The sequence below is a fragment of the Prevotella sp. E13-27 genome (assembly GCF_023217965.1).
Lineage (GTDB): Bacteria > Bacteroidota > Bacteroidia > Bacteroidales > Bacteroidaceae > Prevotella.
On record NZ_JALPSC010000002.1, the window covers coordinates 1,576,201 to 1,596,147 of the forward strand.

The following is a 19,947-nucleotide window of genomic DNA, read 5'->3' on the forward strand; positions in this document are numbered from 1 at the left end:
TCCACATCTCTCCTATCGCCGTATGTATCGCCTTTAAAAAAGGCGTTGTGGCATTGTGGATATTTTTCAAACACGCTTTACTTTCAAAATGTTCCCTTACTGGGAGCTCAGTGTTCCCTATTTGGGAACCGACAGAAGATAGCACTACGTTTTGTAGTGTTTAATATTGCCTCTTCTTGTTTCAAAGTTCCACAAGGCTTGTGAATAAAAGTTTTTCGAACGAAGTTGTTCTCCTTTCAAAGAAAAGATGTATCTTTGCGATATCAATGATTAAAAGCTTATGATTGACGAAAAGAAGATTGCACAGTATAATATGGAGATGGCAGTACATGCAAATGGAGCTGCTCAGTTTTTGAATGCCTTAATTGGTGGCAAATTTGTGACTCAAGAGCAGGCTCGCGATATGGCCGATTACATATTGGCGCAAACAAAGAGAAACATAGAAAGTTACCCCTTTGCTTCTCAAGAAGAAAAGGAAACTGAGATACTTCGAAGAGAGAACCTGATGAATATGTTGAAATCACAAATGGGATTGTAATATATATTGTTGAAATATGGCAAGTTGGAGCAAAAAAATACTATCAAGGGAGAATGGCGAACATGTACCGATGCAAGCCCCAATGATAGTTTCGGCAAGCAGGAGTACAGATATACCAGCTTTTTATGCTGATTGGTTCTTCCATCGATTAGAGAAAGGCTACTCTGCATGGACGAATCCCTTCAATGGTGTGAAGTCGTATGTATCGTATGAGAATACACGCTTCATCGTGTTTTGGTCTAAGAATCCTCGTCCATTATTGCCATATCTACATATCCTCAAAGAGCGTAATATTAAGTGCTACGTTCAATATACACTAAACGACTATGAGCAGGAGAAGTTAGAAAAGGTTCCTTCCCTTGCTTCACGAATAGAGACATTCAAACTATTAGTTGAACAATTGGGCAAGGTCGCAGTTGTATGGCGGTTTGATCCAATGATTTTGACGGATAACATATCTGTTGAGGATTTGCTTCAGAAAGTTCAAAACATTGGTGACCAACTGAAGGATTATACCGAGAAATTGGTGTTCAGCTATGCTGATATTGCCATGTATCGAAAGGTGAAACACAACCTTGAAGTAAGTGGTATACCATATCATGAATGGGATACAGAGCAGATGGAAGAGTTTGCCGATAAGCTATCTACCATGAATCGTGAACGAGGCTGGAACTTCCAACTGGCGACATGCGGTGAAAAAATAGACATTACAAAATATGGAATATCACATAACCGTTGTGTAGATGGTGACCTTATTACACGCCTAGCATGGGATGATAAGGATCTCATGAAATTCATGAAGGTGAAGATAGAAGATGTTCCTGCTCCTTCTTTGTTTGGTAATTCCGAATTACCAGAGGGAGCCATACTGTTGCCTAATAACCACTATTTCATTAGCACCCACAAGAAAGATCCTGGTCAGCGCCAGTTCTGTGAGTGTATGGCATCCAAGGATATTGGCGAATATAACACCTGTCCACATCTCTGTGAGTACTGCTATGCTAATGCTACAAAAGAATTGGCGTTGCAGAATTGGAAACGTCATCAAGAGAATAGATTTTCGGAAACTATAACAGGGAAATAATATGGCACTAAATATTTTCAAAATTTCAGAATACAACCATATTGCGGAGACAAGGCAGTTTGAATCTATATGCCAGTTGCTGCAACAAAAGTATGGGGATTCTTCAGAAGAGTGTATTCTTGTTGGCAATTATAATATTGAAGGTGTTGAGTTAGACGCCCTTCTTATTACTGCAGGTGGTATACGAATATTAGAATTCAAAAACTGGGGTGGTCATATTATTGCTCGTGAAAATGGTTCATGGACTTCTAACAATATGATTATTGAAGGAGGAGCCCGCGAGAAAACGCCATTTGAACAAATCAGACTAAATAAAAGCCGAGTCACAAAAGGGCTTAACAAACTGTTAGGAGTTCAGCCCCAAATGATTAGTGCAGCTATTATTTTCTGGCAAGATGCTGACATTGATACAACAGGTCTATCAGATACGGTGACTACATGGCTCACTGTTTGTGACAACCAACACCTATCTTACATTCTGAACGGTTTAAAGACCAACGCAATGTCTGCAGACTTTGTCGCTTCAATACCTCTAAAGCTAAAGTTAGGAGAGTTCTCCATAAAATCAGATAGGGAATATAGAACTCCTATCAATGAAACATACGAACCTGAAGCATCTACCAATTTCTTTGATGAATTGGAAACAGCCATTAGTCAGATTCCTAATTATCGCAAGACGTATAATGCGATGAATATGGTTTTCAAAAAATGTCTGAGCCAAAAAACAAGTGGAACGCGTATTAATTTTGGCGGCGATTTTGCAAAAACTGACTATCTATTAAAAGAGTTTGGCGCATCTAAGAGGTTGATAAAATCAACTAACGACACACGTGTACGACTGAGAAAACGTTATGAGTTGACAGAAGATAACTTACAGAAATATTGTCTGTTTGACCTTAAAAACCTTTGCCAGTTTATAGCATTTATATATAAGACTGAGATTCCTGTCCGACTGATAGAACTTTTCCCCACTGAGAAAATACCATATTATACTCCATTGCTCGTTGGAGAATGTATGAGATGTATCGTGGAGTGTTGGGATGACGAATATGTCTATGTCAGGACAGAAGATTCTAACGATGGCGAACTTACAAAGGTTTGTTATGCACATGGGAATAAGTTCTATGACTATGACTGGACTTATTTGAAAGATATATTCTACAAGGATGCCCAGCTGAATCTTGTACGTCCAAGAGAAGAGAATGGTGTAATATATCCAGAGTTGACAATATTTGAGCCTGATTATTTGGTAAATATATCAACTGTTGCCCGTTGCTTCACCAATTATGCAGATTCTCCATTTGTGGATTTAATTAAGAAGTTGGAACCACAAAAAACAACGGAAGCGATTGTTTTGGGTAACTTAGCTGGGCAATTATTAGATGAGTCTATTCACCGATTGCCAAATACTCGCCCTTATTCTGATAGTGTTAAGGATTTCTTTAAGGACAATGCTATAAGTCTATTGACTGCCAATGTTAGCCCTACGTTCCATCAAGATGCACAAAGACAGAAACAGAATATTGCTCAAGCAATTCATAATACGTTGCCAAGAGAAGTCCAAGGCTTTGATTCAAGAAATGGTATAGTAGAGCCATCCTTTTTCTCGGAAATGCTGGGATTACAAGGGCGTATGGATTATCTCCAATTGGATTATAAAGTTCTTATGGAACAGAAATCTGGAAAAGGAGCATTTCCATTCGACAACTTTGTTAAGCCCAGGCATACGAATGAACATTTTGTACAAATGTTACTCTATGTTTCCTTGATTCGATATAACTTCAGGGAAATATACGAAAGGGTTAAAAACGATTTTCATGCCTATCTATTATATTCAAAATATAGTGATAGTTTATTGGATCCTGGATACACAGCGCCTAGACTGTTGTTTGAAGCTATTAAGATTAGAAATGGACTTGCATGGACAGAAATGCTTTATACACAGCCAAGTGGCTATAGGATTCTTGACGGTTTATCACCAGAGGATTTAAATAAAAAACACCTTACGGGTAACTTCTGGGATAAATGGATACGTCCACAATTAGCCTCTGTTCTCGATCCTATACAACAGGCTTCGGATTTGGAAAAGGCTTATTATTTCTGTTTCCTAACATTCATTTCTAATGAGCATGTGATGTCGAAACTGGGAAATAAGACCAAAGAAAGTTCTGGGTTTGCGGCTACTTGGTATAACTCTTTGGAAGAAAAGCTTCAGGCTGGAAACATATACGACAATTTGAAGCTGCGATCGCCAAATAGGGAAACAACAGGGCGAATTAAAAGCGTAGAATTAGGCTTCTCAGAAAATGAAGACAATGACATGTCTAACTTCCGAGTTGGTGACATTGTTATTCTATACCCATACACTGAAGGAAAGGAGCCAGATGCCCGCAAGACTATGGTACACCGCTGTACAATAGAGAGTATTGGGACAGATACCATCAAACTTACACTGAGAGCTGCACAATCGGATAATCGTGTATTCTTAGCCCAGATGAATAACCCGTGGGCCATCGAGCACGATTTTATGGAGTCTTCATATAGTTCACTTTACAAAGGTATGCAAGCTTTCCTTATGGCTCCAAAGGAAAGACGTGATTTACTATTGCTGCAGAGAGAGCCTGAAACAGATAAAACAATTACCCTAAAAGGCAGCTATGGAGAGTTTGATAACCTGATGTTAAAGGTAAAAAGAGCAAAAGAACTATTCTTAATTATTGGACCTCCAGGAACAGGAAAGACATCTTTTGGCCTTCTTAATACCGTCAAAGAAGAACTGTTGGAACCAAATGCCAGCATCTTGCTATTGTCATATACAAATAGAGCTGTTGACGAAATCTGCAGCAAGTTAGCTGAAGAAGGAATTGACTTTATCCGTATCGGAGGAGAGTTTAGCTGTGGTGATAGCTATAAAGCGAACTTGCTCAGTACGAGGGTCGAACAAAGTAACAATTTGCCTAACCTTAAGACCGATTTGCTTCAGACAAAGGTTTTTGTAGGAACCACTACGGCTCTGAACAGCAATATTGCCTTATTCCAACTGAAACATTTTACCCTTGCAGTTATAGACGAAGCATCTCAAATACTGGAACCTCATTTGATAGGTCTGCTTAGTGCTCAGAAGGAAGGCTTGCCGGCTATCAAGAAATTTGTGCTCATCGGTGATCATAAACAATTGCCTGCCGTCGTACAGCAAACGGAAGACGTAAGTCGGGTGCAAGATGTATTGCTAAACAGTATTCATTTGACAGATTGTCGTTTGTCATTGTTTGAACGTCTACTTAAGAAATATGCAGATAATGAGGATGTGGTTGATATGCTTAAAAAGCAGGGACGAATGCACCATGACATCGCCATTTTCCCCAACTATACATTTTACAACAATTTATTGGAGGAAGTGCCTCGACCTCATCAGAATGTCGTTTTACCTGTAAGGGGAAATGGCGAGAACGGTATTACTGACTAAAGTTTCCCACCTTTTCGGAGTGGCCTAAATATTTGATTTTCAATTTGTCTCATACTACGCGGCCTCCTCGTACTCTTCCAACGCTTCAGCCATGACGATGTACTTGTCGAGCATTTTCTCATTGCAGACGATGTTTGCAGACAGTTCTTTATAGGTGACTCCCAGCATATCCGCCAGTACATCGAGCAACCGTTTGATGACGGCCAGCAGCCGTTGCCAGAGCGTGAGTGCCATCAGGTCAGCCCTTTGCTCTTCGAACAAGGCTCCCATGGTCTCATAGTCGTTGAGCCGTTTGTCAAGGGCCAGTACGATGTAGGTCATGTGGCAGAGCGTGCAGTCGGCAATCTGTCCGTCGAAGTCCCTTCCCTGATAGCGTCCGAGGCCGAGATACTGCTTGCTCTCTTTCGCCAGCACCTCTATGCTCCACCTGATCTGGTAGGTCTCGAAACACTTGGTGATTCCCATTGTCAGGTCGGTGGTGACGATGATGTTCCAGTTCTGGTTGTGGCCGTACTTGATGAAGAAGATACGTACAATCTCCTTACCCATGAATCCGTTGACGATGAAGTAGCGGCTGTTGTACTTGGGCATCTTCTTTGCCTCAGTGCGCTCGTAGCGCGAGATCATCTCATATACGTTCTGATGGAATCCACGCACATAGTATCTCCTATTATCCATTTTACCCATACCGAGGAAATGCACGCTTCCGTCGCCTATGGCACGAACGGCATGTATGAATTCCTCGCAGGTGAACCAACTGTCGCAAAGGGCGTATGCGGCACGGAGCCCAGCCTTCCACGCGCGTTGCATCATGGCTACTGCGCAGTCGGTCTTCTTCATGTCCAGTTCCTTATGCCTTGCATGGTCGGGGTTCTTTTCATCACGCTTCTTGGAGAACTGCCCCTTACGTTCATCCCCGCTCAGGCCGTAGTTGCTCTCCTTGCCCTTCTCGCGGTGCAGGGAGAAGTCAACGGGTATCGTGGTACGCCCGTCGAAGTAGGCCAGTATCAGTTCCTTGAAGCCCAGCACGCACTTGTGTCTCACATGGTCGAACACGCGGCTGACACCCTCGATTGAAACGCCAGTCTTTTCCAATGTCGTGTCATCGATGATGTAGCAGCGGGGCTGCTCCGTCTCCTCAGCATGCTCCTTGCGCAGGATGGCGAAGAAGCGCACACACATGCGAAGCAGCAGGCAGCGCCAGTCCATAGTCTCACGATTAAGCATGCGGTAGTAGCAGTTCTTGCCAGTCTCGACCAAGGCATGGAAGTCCTTGCGGTACATACCGAAGACACTCTCGCCGTTGAAGCGGAACAGGCACAAAGAGATGATCAGCTGCAAGGCAGACACGCCCTGCTGCTTCTCCAAACCGAGTCGACGGAGGGCCTGAGAGAGGCCAAAACGACCAAAGGTCGATAAAATATCGTGGTTCACACGCTCTTTTTCGTTCAAAAGTTTGTACATCTCGTGGATTTTCTCTAATTTTGCAGTCATAACAGAAGTCTTGAAGCGTTTCGCATTTGTTTTGTTTAGCGACTACAAATTTACGAAATTTTTCTCGATTTCTGTTTTGTTTTGCTGATTATTTCATACTCAATTCGCTATGTCTTTATCACCTGTCAAAGGGTGGGAAACTTCAGTTACTGACTTGCTTAAAACACGTAGAATTGTCTTCGTTGATGCTGAGCAACCAAAAGATTCTGTATCTGATAAGGTTAATCAAACCGAGGCAGAGATGATAGCGGCAACGGTTGTGAAGATATACGAAATAGAGAAATTGAATGGATTCAATGTCAATAGAACCGTAGGTGTAATCGTTCCCTATAGGAATCAGATAACAACGGTTCGTAAGGCTATAGACAACTACAGGATTGAGCTATTGCACGATATAACAATAGATACTGTTGAGCGTTATCAAGGCTCCCAGAGGAAGTATATAGTCTATGGATTCACCGTTCAGAAGTATTATCAACTCAGTTTCCTTACAAATAATGTATTTGAAGACGAAATAGATGGTTGCATAGTTGACCGAAAGCTGAATGTCGCCATGACTCGTGCAGAGGAACATTTGGTGATGTTTGGTAACGCAGAGCTGCTATCGAATAACTTTACGTTCTTCAAACTAATGGAGTTCGTACGAAGCAAACATGGTTTCTTCCGTATTAGGAAGGATGACTTTGTCAAAGGTAATTTTGAAGTATCACAGTATGATTCAGAAGAACTTGACCTCAGTAAAGCAACATTTACCGTCACAGAAAAGTTCAATGATGTATTCAACAAATATATCCTTCAGCCAATCAAAGACGGTTCTGGCGAAGAATGGCCTTCATTAGTATTTGGCCATGACATGGGTACAAATCTGAATGCTATTGGTTATGGAAGAATCAATTTCTCAAATCAGCTTCGATTGTTTGATCAACAGATGTCGCCAGAAAGGCAGGTACTGATTTACTGCTATTACATTATGCGACAGCACTATTGTAGTAGTCGTAACATCTATACAAGCTATAAGGACTGGTTGAATACACAGATTACTTCAGTGAATCAACGAGTACAGATGATAGACATCGGTTGTGGTCCGGCAACTTGTGGTATAGTTTTTGCAGAAATCTTTAAAGATGCAGCCCACAACATGGTCTATACCGGAATTGATGTTTCTACTGAAATGAAACGAATGGCCAGGAAATTATTAGATGATGTCTTCAATGGGGAAATCAATTGTCAGATGTTTAATTCCTTTAATGAACTAGACGCATCATATTGGGAAGGATGCTCTGAACTGCCATCCCTGGTCATTTTCAATATGTCATATTTCTTCTCAAATGTATCTGCACAGTTCACGGAGCGTCTGGCGATTCAGATAAGTGAGATAATGAAGAACCATCCTCTCAACAGGTATGTTTTCTTTATACAACATTCTGAATGTGACAAGAAATTGAACTCATTCAAAGTATTTAAGCGGATTCTGTCTCCTTATATAAAGGTCATTAAGAGTGAAGACACATACTTCTCCTATGTACTAAACTATAAAGAGAGAATGCTCGAATTCTGCTATGATATATATTGCAGCAAATAGATATTACACTAGAAAAAGTATTGTATGCCAAACTTCATAGATATATTCCGAAATAAAGGCCAAATCTCATTCACAGGAATGAGAAATGTAGCCATGTCCCTGCTTCCTACTGACAAAATGAAGCTGGATAAGCTATATAACGACCTTAAGCGTGGAACTGGTATTTTGGACGATGATGATCATCTGAATATGTATCTTCGCAGTTTTGGCAAGATGCACAAGGCCAAGCTTGATGCCGCTTTCAGTTGCATACAGAATCCATCGGAACTTTTTGGCTCATCTGTAGAAATCTATGATTGGGGTTGTGGACAGGGAACTGCAACTATCTGTTTGCTTGATTTCCTGAAAGCTAAAAGAATAGCTGCTGACATACGTTCAATCAACTTAATAGAGCCATCTGCTGCAGCTGTTGATCGAGCCTCAAAAGTCATATCTTGTTATGGAAGTTATGCTGTCAATACCGTTGTTAAAGAGTTTGACCCTCTGAATACAGGGGATATTACCCCATCGACATTCCTTAAGATTCATCTCTTTAGTAATATTCTTGATGTAGATGCTTTTGACCTTGCAAAGTTCATTCACTTTTTCCAGCAATCATTTACTGGCGATAACTACTTTATTTGCGTGGGGCCATATTATAGCAACAACAAGCGAGTTGACGAGTTCATTGCAGCAACAGATCCTGACACGATGTTTGCTGTTGTCAATAAGGACAGAGGTGGATGGCAGAATGACTGGACTATATCTCTTCGGGTATTCTTTAAAAACTTCCAGCGTATTGAAACGGTTGAAGATATTAGAAAGCGTATCGAGGAATCACACAAAAAACAGCAATTCTTTGCTGGTTACATTCTGGATGCCATTGAGGAAGAATATAAAAACACGGATATTGAGAACGAAACGGAGGGTTTATATCATTCCTTATCGTCTTTCGATGTCAAATCAAACTTTCCTTTGGACAACAATACAGATTGTGATTCAAAACTTGCGGTTCTTGCCAACATCATATCAAGAGGTTTACCGACCAAGGCTCCCATATATATTGAGGAACTGTTTTCTAAGCATTTCCATATTTCAAGAAAAACAGAAGAAGGCTCAAGTATCAAGTTCTCCTCGAATCATGCTATATCCAAGGAAGACATAAACGATGCATTGCACGTCATTGATCCCAGATTTGATATTGAATCATACAATGGCGACATGTTGGAAAGTAGTTTCGAGAAAGCTTTTATCGAGCGATACCTTAAAGGCTCAGGAAGCGAATATCTCATACAGATATTGGAACCACAGCGTCCTCTTTCCTCAATTGTCAATATACCAGATAGAAAATTCAGTAAGGAACAGCGTGTTGACTTTGCTTTGGAAATTCCTTACGGAGATTCAAGAACTGGTTTTATCTTGGAATTGGACGGTAAACAGTATCACTCCAATATATTCCAGAGGCTAAGGGATGAGCGCAGAGACAGAATGTCCCTCAATGGTGGGTGGGATACTTATCGTATAGACCAGATTCATAATAACGATTTCATTGTTAACTGGGAGAAAGAAGCCTATGCAAGCAAGTTCCTCACAACGTTGAAAAAGAATTATAAGAGGACGTTGTCTGGAGAATGGAATAAAACTCTTCAGATTGTGCTTGCCCCCCTTGCAATCGCTCGAATTGAGAGAATACTGGTAGAAGCAATGATGTCAGCGGCATTAGATATCAATGCACAGGAATGGAACATCGTTATTATAGAAAGGGATGTTCCTTGTGCTGCCATTGCAATAGAAGACTTAAAGGACAAGTACATGCATTTGTGCGAATTGTCCAATTGTCCTGCAGGATTGCCAGAGATACGACTTACTATTGTTTCTAGCGATGAATTTAAGGATTCACCGTTGCATTTGGATAAAAAAACAGTCTGCGACATTCCTTCGAGTACATATGACCTATGCATTGACATCTCTATGTTGCTCCGTGACAATATCGATGCATTGCCACTTGCTGTAAGCGCTAAGGCTTTTTATCTTATCCGTTCTTCGCATTATCAAAAACGGGAAAGAACGATTTGCTCCGCAGAAAACATACAATATCCTGCTCTTGTTACTAAAGATGGTACTGGCGCTTATAAGAATATTAAGGAGCGTGAAGATGTACTGACGTATTTCTTACGAGACATCTTCCGTAAGCCCTCATTCCGTCCTGGGCAATTACCTATACTTAGTCATACATTAGCAGACAAAACGACAATAGGTCTTTTGCCTACTGGTGGTGGTAAATCTTTAACTTATCAATTGTCTTGCCTCTTACAACCAGGAGTTTCTATTATAGTCGATCCGCTGGTATCTTTGATGGTTGACCAAGTTCGTGGACTTTGCGACGCTCGTATAGATGCTTGTGAATGTGTTCACAGTGGAATGGACGCCAAGGAAAAAGCCAAGAAGCTGAACCTTCTACAGAATGGTGCAACCTTAATGGTGTTGCTTTCTCCTGAGCGATATATGATGGAGAATTTTAGGGACAGTCTGATAACAATGACAGAAAAGAACCATATCTATTTCTCTTATGGCGTAATAGACGAGGTTCATTGTGTTTCAGAATGGGGACATGATTTCCGTCCGTCATACCTACACTTAGGACGTAACATGATTAACTATATGAAAACGAGGTCTGGTCGTCCTCTATCAATCATTGGTCTTACGGCCACCGCTTCTTTTGACGTTCTTGCAGATGTGGAAAGAGAGCTGACCTTGGGAGGAAATCTTACGATAGACAGCGGAACGATTGTTCGCCCAGAGAATGATGAAAGAAAGGAATTGACTTATCGCATAATTGAAGTACATTCTGATTATGATAAGTTACGAGACTCCAATGACCCAAATGTGTTAAATGCCAACATTGATAGAGAACTTCAGAATATAGTAGCAGATACGAAAAAGAAGAAACTGGTAGAACTTATAGGAAATGTACCGCAAGATATAGAAACAATTAACGAAGCATCAATAGACTCGCCATGTAGGATCGCGGATTTTTCAACGGAGGCATTCTTTTTACCATCATCCGAAAAGAAATATGACAATGCAGGAATCGTTTTTTGCCCACATGCTCATGGTTCCTTGGGAGTTGTTAGTAGTCGTCATGGCAATCATCCTGGTATATCTTCTTCATTACTTTCCGAGGCTAAGTATTTAAAAATAGGAACTTTTATCGGAGGCGATAAGCCGTCTGGTGACATGAAACTATTCAACGATAACGAACAGAATCTCATGGTTGCTACCAAAGCATTTGGGATGGGCATAGACAAGCCCAACATCCGCTTTACCGTTAATTTCAACCATCCGTCATCAATTGAAAGTTTTGTTCAAGAAGCTGGTCGTGGAGGGCGTGATCGGAAAAATGCTATAGCATATATATTGTTTGATCCTACAGAATATGTACACCTAACAGCAGACAAGATAAATGATATTCGCTATGTCATGGGGAAAGAAAAAGATCCTACTTGGCTAGAACATTATCTTAATAAATTCATACTATTTGACGATTTCTTGAATGTTTGCATTCAGAATAATTGTTCGGAAGAAGACAGTCGCTCTATTATCAACATCTTACGTGATAGAGATTTCATAGAGAATATCGACAAGAATATCGACATGTGGTTCCACAACAATTCTTTCAGAGGTTTGTACAAGGAAAAGGTTATCCTCTGGGAGATGACCGACAGACTTATGAATGTCAAGCCTAATCACCTCAGAGCCATTCAAGCACGATTAAGAGACGAATTAGGTAATGAGGATCTTTTGTTGAGAGTTAATGTAGCAACGAACTCTATTACAATAGTATCTGAGGAAGAAAACGAAAAGCAATACGGTTACATCTATCTCAGTGACCTTCAGGCTAATTATCGATATACAAATTTCACGTATAATGTATGTAAGGTCATTTCTGAGGCACTAATCAGTATATTATCAGAATATGAAGATCACTCAGCAAGAGCTCTTCTTCGTCCTATAGATGGTGAAGATGACATAATGGAGGGCATATATGCTGCGATGTCGAAAGCTGATAAAGATGGCTACGTGTTTGTAACTGTTTCTTGGGAGAACAACTTCCAGCAAGATGCCGATGGATTCGAGCGTTCGATAAAAGCTGAGATAGAGAGAATCGCAGTTCAGAAGCAATGGAAGAATATAGATGAGGATCATTATGGGAAATTAAAACTGAACAAGGTGGGTGATTTTGATTCGTTAATTGCCCAGATTGCTAAATGCTCAAATGATTCAAGTTGGCTTAGGTGTCATGGAGACGAGGCTACATACAAATCACTTAAGAGGATATTCTGTCAAAAGAGAGACAAAGCAGACACAGACAAAGCGATATACAGACTGTGCTGTATTGGTTTGGTTGAGGATGTAACGATAGATTATCTTTCGGAAACATATGAGTTGAAGATTCATAAGCAGACTGATGATGAGTTCAAGGCTCACATGTTTGATTTCTTTAGGAAATACTATTCTTCTGAACAGGCACAAAAGAGGGTTGATGAGATAAATTCTCAGGACGGTCGTAACTACTTGGACAAGTGTTTAGGTTATCTAACAAAATTCGTCTATCAGAATCTGGAAAAGAAGCGTTATCGTGCCATAGAGGATATGCGAATAGCATGCAAAGATAGTGTTTTAAAACGAGCAGAGTCAGGGAATGACAATTGGCTTAAAGAGTTTATCCACCTATATTTCAACTCAAAATACGCCAGAGAAGGATACACGGTGGAAGACAAGCCTTATTCCCTTACCTATGACACAGATGATCAGGGAAGAGATGACTTTGATATAGTGAAGAAGTATATCGACATCATGAATAAGGACTCATCAGGCAGTGAGGTTGACAATGTAAAGCACTTATACGGTGCAACACTCCTGTCTTTACGTGCACACCCTGACAATGCAGCACTTCAATTACTTTTCACTTATTGCGTGACCTTCTTAGGAGTCGGAACTAACGACACATTAAGGACAGATGCCATTAAAAACTTTCATGAAGGTTTTATGTCACTTTCAAAGAAGGACGGAATGGATGTGTGGGATTGTATTGACGAATATACAGCCATGATAAAGCCTAAAGTACATGATCAACAATTGGAGGAGAGCATTGTAAATCAAGGTAAGGACAGTATACTTCTATTCATTCATGAGGAGAAATTAAATGAGATAGCAAATAAATATTTAAATTAAAGGATATGCCATACGATATTAATTCAGCATTAGAGAGACTGGAGCAGAACCTAAAGGATCTTGACTCAGCGAAGAAACAGGTAGAGGCTACCGTGAATGCCAGCGACAAGCTACAACAGGTCGTTTCTGGCTATGTTAACACTCTCGTTTCCGTTCAAGAGGGACTGAAACAATGGGAGAAGGAACTTCAAGGTATTCAAGTTGTTAACGATACAGCATTCAAAAATGCCATTGAGCAAATGATGGCAACATGCTCAGAGGTGGTTGATTTATTTAAATCCAAACTTGACGAAACCAAGGATGGATTTGAAGCCGATACGAATAGTTTCTTAGTTAAGTTAGAAAGAGAGAACGGAAAGTTGTCTGAACAGGTTAATGCATTGAAGATCCTTGGTTCTTCTTTTGATAATGCCATCAAAGATGTAAACAACGTTAAGGCTTTATTGGAAACCCTATCAAATGACTTAAAAGAATCACAGAGGTCACAGGATGAAGTTCTTGACGTGATAAAGGAGGATGTTGGTAGAATCTCGAATACAACATCAAACACAATAAAGGGCTATGTTGATGAGCAGACACGCAAAATAGAAACTCTTCATTCAGGGAAAGATACAAAACTCCAGGAACTTGCGAATGCCATATTCTCAGTAAAACAGGTTTGCGATGATATAAAGGAGAAATCAAATTCTATTGAAAACTGCTGTCAAGATATTAGATCTAACTCTGACAGCCTTCTTAGGGAAGCCTTAGCCACTAAAGAATTGAATCATACCATTATTCAAAAAATAGAAAATAGCATAAGCTCAAATGCTACGAAGGCAGAAGAATTACAGCAAACCATAAAGGCATCTGTCGATGACATTGTTCACCAATCAAACATTAACAGATGGATAATCATAGCAGGCATTATAATACTGGCGGCATTGCAATTCATTGCAAAATAAGCACAAAATAAGTTTTCACAAGCCTTGTGGGATGCGTATATATTAGGAATAGACGATATTTGAGTATCTTTGCAACATGTAAATGACAGATGCGTATGAAGAATTATTTGATAAGCCACTAGTGTCCGGTTAAATTTTTCCGAACGTTAATTAAATGTTTAAATTTCAATGAGATACAGCGATTTAAAAATTTTCCGATTTGATTTTTTATCTTTGTACTGTCTCATATATAAGATAGCACAGGATATGAATGCCGGAAATACTGTATTCTCGCAACTGATGTCTCTCATCCCTGACTACGAGCTCAGGAAATGTATTGACAGATATAGAGGGGATTTTCATGCAAGACGATTCACTTGCCGTGACCAGTTCCTTGTCATGAGTTATGCTCAGCTGACCAGCAGCGCAAGCCTTCGTAGCATAGAGGCTCAGTTGACTGCTTTCAACTCCAAGTTGTATCATGCCGGTCTGAAGGTGATGCCCAAGTCCACTCTCGCCGACATGAACGAGAAGAAGGACTGGCGTATCTATCAGGACTACGCAATGGTACTTGTCGAGAGGGCTAAAGTCCTGTATAAAGATGAATACTATCGGTTGGGAATTGACAATATGGTGTATGCCTTTGACAGCAGTACCATCAACCTGTGTCTGCATCTCTGTCCATGGGCGAAGTTCCATCATGACAAAGGTGCTTTCAAGATGCACACTTTGATTGATGTAAAGAACAACATACCCAACTTCATCATGCTTACTCCTGGCAATGTGCATGATACTCAGGCTATGGACAGCTTGCCTGTAGAAGCAGGGGCTTACTATCTGATGGATAAAGGCTATGTGGACTTTGACCGTCTGTTCCGTCTCTTCCAACAGCAGAAGGCTTACTTTGTAACCAGAGCAAAGGACAACATGAAATATTCCGTATTCGAGGCAAGAGAGGTTGACAGGCAGACTGGCGTCATCTCTGACGAGTCCATCAGTCTTACTGGTCTCTTTACAGCCAAGAAGTACCCTGATTTGTTGCGTCTGGTCGTCTATGAGGACTTTGCGCAGAACGTAGTGTATCGATTCCTGACGAATGACTTCACCCTTGAAGCAATTACCATTGCGGAACTGTACCGAGAGCGCTGGACTATCGAAACGTTCTTCAAATGGATCAAGCAGCACCTGCACATCAAGACGTTCTATGGGACGTCCCAAAACGCAGTCTTCACACAGATATGGATTGCCATCTGTGACTACCTGCTGCTTATTATTGCTCTGAAGATGTATCATATCGAACAAAATCTTTACATATTCTCTAATGTCATCGGCCAAGTTCTCTTTGAGAGGACTCCGCTGAATGAACTTTTTGACAAACCAATTATTAATCAAAATCCGGAAGATGACCGCCAACTTTCGCTTTGGTGAAATTTAACCGGACAGTAGTGTTGATAAGCGAGGCAATAGGCGATATAGCGGGGAGTGCTTATGAAGGCAAATCCCGCCGTATAAAAGACTATGATAAAGTGAAAATGTTTAGCTCAAGAGCCCACTTCACAGATGATACAGTGCTTACATTTGCATGTGCAGAAGCATTCATTGACAAACTTGATATGACAATGAATCTGTGGAAGTGTGCAAACGAACATCGCCATGCAGGTTTTGGGAGCAAGTTCAAGTTGTGGATGGCCAGTCATTATCCGAAGCCTTACCGCAGTCTTGGCAATGGCTCTGCCATGCGTTGTTCATCAGCAGGATGGTTGGCGCAAACGGAAGAAGAGTGCATTCGTATGGCACATGAAACAGCAGCCCCCACACACAATCACCCAGAAGGTTTCAAGGGCGCAGAAGCTACAGCTCTCGCCATATTCCATCTGAAGAATGGTGAAGATAAAGAGTTCGTTCGTAAACAGATTCTTGACAAATACTATCCGGACTGGTCAAATAAAAAGTATGCGGATTTCCATGACTCGTACTCATTCAACTCCACTTGCGCAGGTACTGTAGGGCCTGCTATCATCTGTTTCATAGAATCCAAAGATTATGTTGATTGTATCAAACTCGCTATTTCCCTCGGCGGAGATGCTGATACTCTTGCCGCTATAGCGAGTCCGATGGCATACGCCTATTACAAGAAGATGCCCGATGCTCTTGTCTATCAAGCGTTGAAGAAATTACCAGATTGGATGGTTAACGTGAGTGAAAGATTTGACGACATTGTTAATAAAGTGGCAAAAAAAAAATTGGGGACGGTTCTGCTGATCCACTTTGAAGGAGTTGAGGTACACTCCATCCAAATGTCATTCTGCTCCAAGACTTACTCATACATCATGTAAAAGTTGAAGTATTATGAATAAAGGAACAAAAAGTTGTTTAGGGTGTTTAGGAATAGTATTTGGCAGTTTGCTGGTTCTATTTCTTGGACTATATGTTTATTATGAATGGATATGGGAAGAATGGCCTGTTGAAAGAGTAGAGCGAATTACAGGTGTAAAAGTTCCTGAATTTAGAATTATTGAGCGTCACGAAGGTAAAAGACATTTTTACAGGTGATTACTTAGACACCTTGATAATTGAATTTGAGTCTATACCGTCGGATGAACTATTTGAGGAAATAGACCGTATGATTGCGTCAAATAGCACAAAGTGGGAAAAAAGCGACAGTGTTTACTCTTACTCCACATTTTGGGGTAATGGAACCCCTGCTCCCGAAGGCGAAAGTGAAGCTGATGATGGAATTTTTAAGATAACCCTCAGTAAGGGGAGTAAATATGGAGCAATAGAAGACGGAGCGTGGTAAAAAACATCAGAAGTCGTCACCAAACAGATCGAGAGACAGGTCCTGAGGTTTAGGGCGCTCGTCGGATTCATCATTCGACTGCTGCTCATCAAGGAAGTTAAGCATGAGCTGACGAGCATCGGCACTGTCATGGGTGTTCAGACGATAGTAGCCACGCTTGCCGGTGCTCTCAATGAGAGAGCTGGCGGTCTTGGAATTACGTAACAGATACTGCTGGACAAACTGACGCACCTCGGCAAGGTCGGGCTGAGAGAAGAATGTGCAGTTCTGATTGTACACATGCTTCGTGAGAACTGAGACGCTTATGCCTCGCTCGCCGGCAATGGTGAGGAAATGGAGTATCTGTTGTTCGTAGGTCATCTAAGAAGTGACAAGAAAAAGAGGTTAAAAAAAGAGTCGGTATGAAAAAACGTACCGACTCTTTTTGATTCTATAGAATAAAGGTCTATTTACTCAGTGATGAGCTTAAGCCAGAACGACCTTGTTGTCGTCAGTGCCCAGCAGCTTACCCTCCTTGAAGAGCCAGCCGAGACCAAGCAGAGTCTCCTCTGCAGAAATCTTTGCAGCCTTTGCAATCTCCTCTACTGAGAGAGCCTTCTCAGCAGCAGCGAGTGTCTGATAAACATCACCTGCCTTGAAGCCGATGTTCTCTGCGTTTACTGCAACTGTTGCCTTAGCAGCGTTCTTTGTTGCGGTTGTCTTCTTAGCTGCTGTTGCCTTAGTCTCTGTAGCAGCTTTCTTTGTTGTGGTCTTCTTTTCTGCCATAGTTGTAAAAGTTAATACTCTTATTGAAGCGTTTTATAAAAAAATTTTACTTTTTCTAAGTTTTTTCTTTCAAATCGTCAGCAAAATTAAACTTTTTCTGTCGTACGAGTGTCCGAAAGACAACATTTTTCGCTAAAATGTTAATTTTTCTTGACGTAGGTCAAACTTCAACAGGCAAAAAGCAGGAGAAAACGACTAATTTTCAGATGGTTGCTCGTCATCGTCGGCACGCAGCTCAACCTTCAGCTGAAGCTCTTCCAACTGCTTTGGATCGAGATAGCCTGGAGCGTCGAGCATGACGTCGCGTCCGCTGTTGTTCTTTGGGAAGGCTATGCAGTCGCGAATGCTGTCGAGACCTGCCATGAGGCTCACGAAACGGTCGAGGCCGAAAGCAAGACCTGCATGAGGGGGAGCTCCATACTTAAAGGCGTTGATGAGGAAGCCGAACTGTGCCATGGCGCGCTCGGGGGTGAAGCCCAGAATCTGGAACATTTTCTCCTGAAGCTTGCCATCGTGGATACGCAGTGAGCCACCGCCTACCTCTACGCCATTGCACACGAAGTCATAGGCCACGGCACGCACCTTGGCGGGGTCGGTATCGAGCAAGGGGATATCGTCGGGGTTCGGCATGGTGAACGGATGGTGAGTAGCCATGAGGCGCTGCTCCTCGTCGCTCCACTCAAAGAGTGGGAAGTCAACAATCCACAGGCACACGAACTTGTCCTTATCGCGAAGTCCGAGACGGTCGCCCATCTCAAGACGCAGGGTGCAGAGCTGCACACGAGTCTTGTTGGCATTGTCGCCACTGAGGATGAGTACGAGGTCGCCGTCCTTGGCGCCCATTGCCTCTTTCACCTTCTGCCATACTTCGGGCTCATAGAACTTGTCGATGCTTGACTTAACGGTGCCATCGGCATTGAACTTAACATATACCAGACCCTTGGCGCCTACCTGGGGACGCTTTACGAAGTCGGTGAGCTGGTCGAGCTGCTTGCGGGTATAGTCGGCACAGCCAGGAACACAAATGCCACCGATATAGTTGGCCTCGTTGAACACAGGGAAGGTGCCAGTGCCCTTCAGCACGTCCATGAGCTCAACGAACTCCATGCCGAAGCGGAGGTCGGGCTTGTCGGAACCGAAGCGACGCATAGCCTCATGCCATGTCATGCGCTGGAGAGCGGGCAGCTCAACGCCACGCACTTCCTTGAACAGATGGCGGGCAAGGTCTTCGAAAATCTGAAGCACGTCTTCCTGTTCAACGAAAGACATCTCACAGTCTATCTGGGTGAACTCAGGCTGACGATCGGCACGCAGGTCTTCATCGCGGAAACACTTGGCAATCTGGAAATAACGGTCAAAACCACTGACCATCAACAGTTGCTTCAGGGTCTGAGGGCTCTGTGGAAGAGCGTAGAACTGACCTGGGTTCATGCGTGAAGGCACCACGAAGTCGCGTGCGCCCTCTGGGGTAGAACCGATGAGGATTGGTGTCTCTACTTCGATAAACTGACGTGCATCGAGGAAGTTACGAATGAGTATGGTCATGCGATGGCGCAGCTCGAGGTTCTTGCGAACAGCACTGCGGCGCAGGTCGAGGTAGCGGTACTTCATGCGGATGTCGTCGCCACCGTCGGTCTGGTCCTCAATGGTAAAGGGAGGTGTGACGCTCTCGCTGAGGATGTTAAGCTCGGTAACGGTGACCTCTACATCGCCCGTAGGCATCTTGGGGTTCTTTGACTCACGCTCGCGGACAGTGCCCACGGCCTGGATACAGAACTCGCGTCCCAGTTTGTTAGCACGCTCGGTAAGGGCTGCATCGTCGCTCTCGTCGAAAACAAGCTGCGTGATGCCATAGCGGTCACGCAAATCGACAAACGTCATGCCACCCATCTTTCTGGTGCGCTGCACCCATCCTGCCAGCTTCACTGTCTGACCTGCATCGGCAAGGCGCAACTCGCCACATGTTTTACTTCTATACATTGCTTATATTTGTTGTTTATGAATTATTTATTCAAAATTTAGCTGCAAAGGTACTACTTAGTGAGCAAAAAGCAAAATTAACAACATAATTCTTGCTAAAT

At 42.2% G+C, this 19,947-nt stretch carries 14 protein-coding genes; 10 read left to right on the forward strand and 4 right to left on the reverse strand.

Annotated elements, in window-relative coordinates; genetic code table 11:
* The first annotated feature begins 280 nt into the window (after positions 1-280).
* Genes M1L52_RS15755 through M1L52_RS15765 form a run of 3 tightly spaced genes read left to right on the forward strand, consistent with a single transcriptional unit; the run spans position 281 to position 5,088 of the window.
* Positions 281-538 (forward strand): hypothetical protein, encoded by a 258-nt coding sequence (locus tag M1L52_RS15755; protein WP_248615971.1) that lies wholly within the window; start codon positions 281-283, stop codon positions 536-538.
* Positions 539-554: 16 nt separating this feature from the next.
* Positions 555-1,622, forward strand: a complete 1,068-nt coding sequence (locus M1L52_RS15760; protein ID WP_248615972.1) for a DUF1848 domain-containing protein — start codon at positions 555-557, stop codon at positions 1,620-1,622.
* A 1-nt stretch (position 1,623) separates the two neighbouring features.
* The gene (locus M1L52_RS15765) at positions 1,624-5,088 is read left to right on the forward strand and encodes an NERD domain-containing protein/DEAD/DEAH box helicase (protein ID WP_248615973.1); all 3,465 of its coding nucleotides are present in this window, start codon (positions 1,624-1,626) and stop codon (positions 5,086-5,088) included.
* A gap of 54 nt (positions 5,089-5,142) precedes the next feature.
* Here M1L52_RS15765 and M1L52_RS15770 read toward each other — a convergent pair whose 3' ends face one another.
* The gene (locus M1L52_RS15770; RefSeq protein ID WP_248615763.1) at positions 5,143-6,582 is read right to left on the reverse strand and encodes a transposase; all 1,440 of its coding nucleotides are present in this window, start codon (positions 6,580-6,582) and stop codon (positions 5,143-5,145) included.
* 154 nt (positions 6,583-6,736) lie between these two features.
* Between M1L52_RS15770 and M1L52_RS15775 the strand changes: the two genes are divergently transcribed.
* From M1L52_RS15775 to M1L52_RS15805, 7 genes are all read left to right on the forward strand, one after another.
* Complete coding sequence (locus tag M1L52_RS15775) at positions 6,737-8,164, forward strand: AAA domain-containing protein (RefSeq protein ID WP_248615974.1); 1,428 nt, start codon at positions 6,737-6,739, stop codon at positions 8,162-8,164.
* A gap of 24 nt (positions 8,165-8,188) precedes the next feature.
* Positions 8,189-13,378: a DEAD/DEAH box helicase gene (locus M1L52_RS15780; protein ID WP_248615975.1), complete on the forward strand. Its 5,190-nt coding sequence runs from the start codon at positions 8,189-8,191 to the stop codon at positions 13,376-13,378.
* A 5-nt stretch (positions 13,379-13,383) separates the two neighbouring features.
* The gene (locus M1L52_RS15785) at positions 13,384-14,322 is read left to right on the forward strand and encodes a hypothetical protein (RefSeq protein ID WP_248615976.1); all 939 of its coding nucleotides are present in this window, start codon (positions 13,384-13,386) and stop codon (positions 14,320-14,322) included.
* Positions 14,323-14,568: 246 nt separating this feature from the next.
* Complete coding sequence (locus M1L52_RS15790) at positions 14,569-15,729, forward strand: IS4 family transposase (protein WP_317231464.1); 1,161 nt, start codon at positions 14,569-14,571, stop codon at positions 15,727-15,729.
* Between the two features lie 17 nt (positions 15,730-15,746).
* Positions 15,747-16,637, forward strand: coding sequence for an ADP-ribosylglycohydrolase family protein (locus tag M1L52_RS15795; protein ID WP_248615977.1), 891 nt, complete (start codon positions 15,747-15,749; stop codon positions 16,635-16,637).
* Between the two features lie 13 nt (positions 16,638-16,650).
* Positions 16,651-16,854, forward strand: coding sequence for a hypothetical protein (locus M1L52_RS15800; RefSeq protein WP_248615978.1), 204 nt, complete (start codon positions 16,651-16,653; stop codon positions 16,852-16,854).
* Between the two features lie 13 nt (positions 16,855-16,867).
* The gene (locus M1L52_RS15805) at positions 16,868-17,101 is read left to right on the forward strand and encodes a hypothetical protein (protein ID WP_248615979.1); all 234 of its coding nucleotides are present in this window, start codon (positions 16,868-16,870) and stop codon (positions 17,099-17,101) included.
* A 6-nt stretch (positions 17,102-17,107) separates the two neighbouring features.
* Here M1L52_RS15805 and M1L52_RS15810 read toward each other — a convergent pair whose 3' ends face one another.
* The 3 genes from M1L52_RS15810 to aspS all read right to left on the reverse strand — a co-directional run bounded on the left by M1L52_RS15810 (position 17,108) and on the right by aspS (position 19,846).
* A complete protein-coding gene (locus M1L52_RS15810) occupies positions 17,108-17,461 on the reverse strand; it encodes a hypothetical protein (RefSeq protein ID WP_248615980.1) in 354 nt (117 codons plus the stop codon).
* 105 nt (positions 17,462-17,566) lie between these two features.
* The gene (locus M1L52_RS15815; RefSeq protein WP_248615981.1) at positions 17,567-17,866 is read right to left on the reverse strand and encodes a winged helix-turn-helix domain-containing protein; all 300 of its coding nucleotides are present in this window, start codon (positions 17,864-17,866) and stop codon (positions 17,567-17,569) included.
* Between the two features lie 195 nt (positions 17,867-18,061).
* Positions 18,062-19,846, reverse strand: coding sequence for an aspartate--tRNA ligase (gene aspS, locus M1L52_RS15820; protein WP_248615982.1), 1,785 nt, complete (start codon positions 19,844-19,846; stop codon positions 18,062-18,064).
* Between the last annotated feature and the right edge of the window lie 101 nt (positions 19,847-19,947).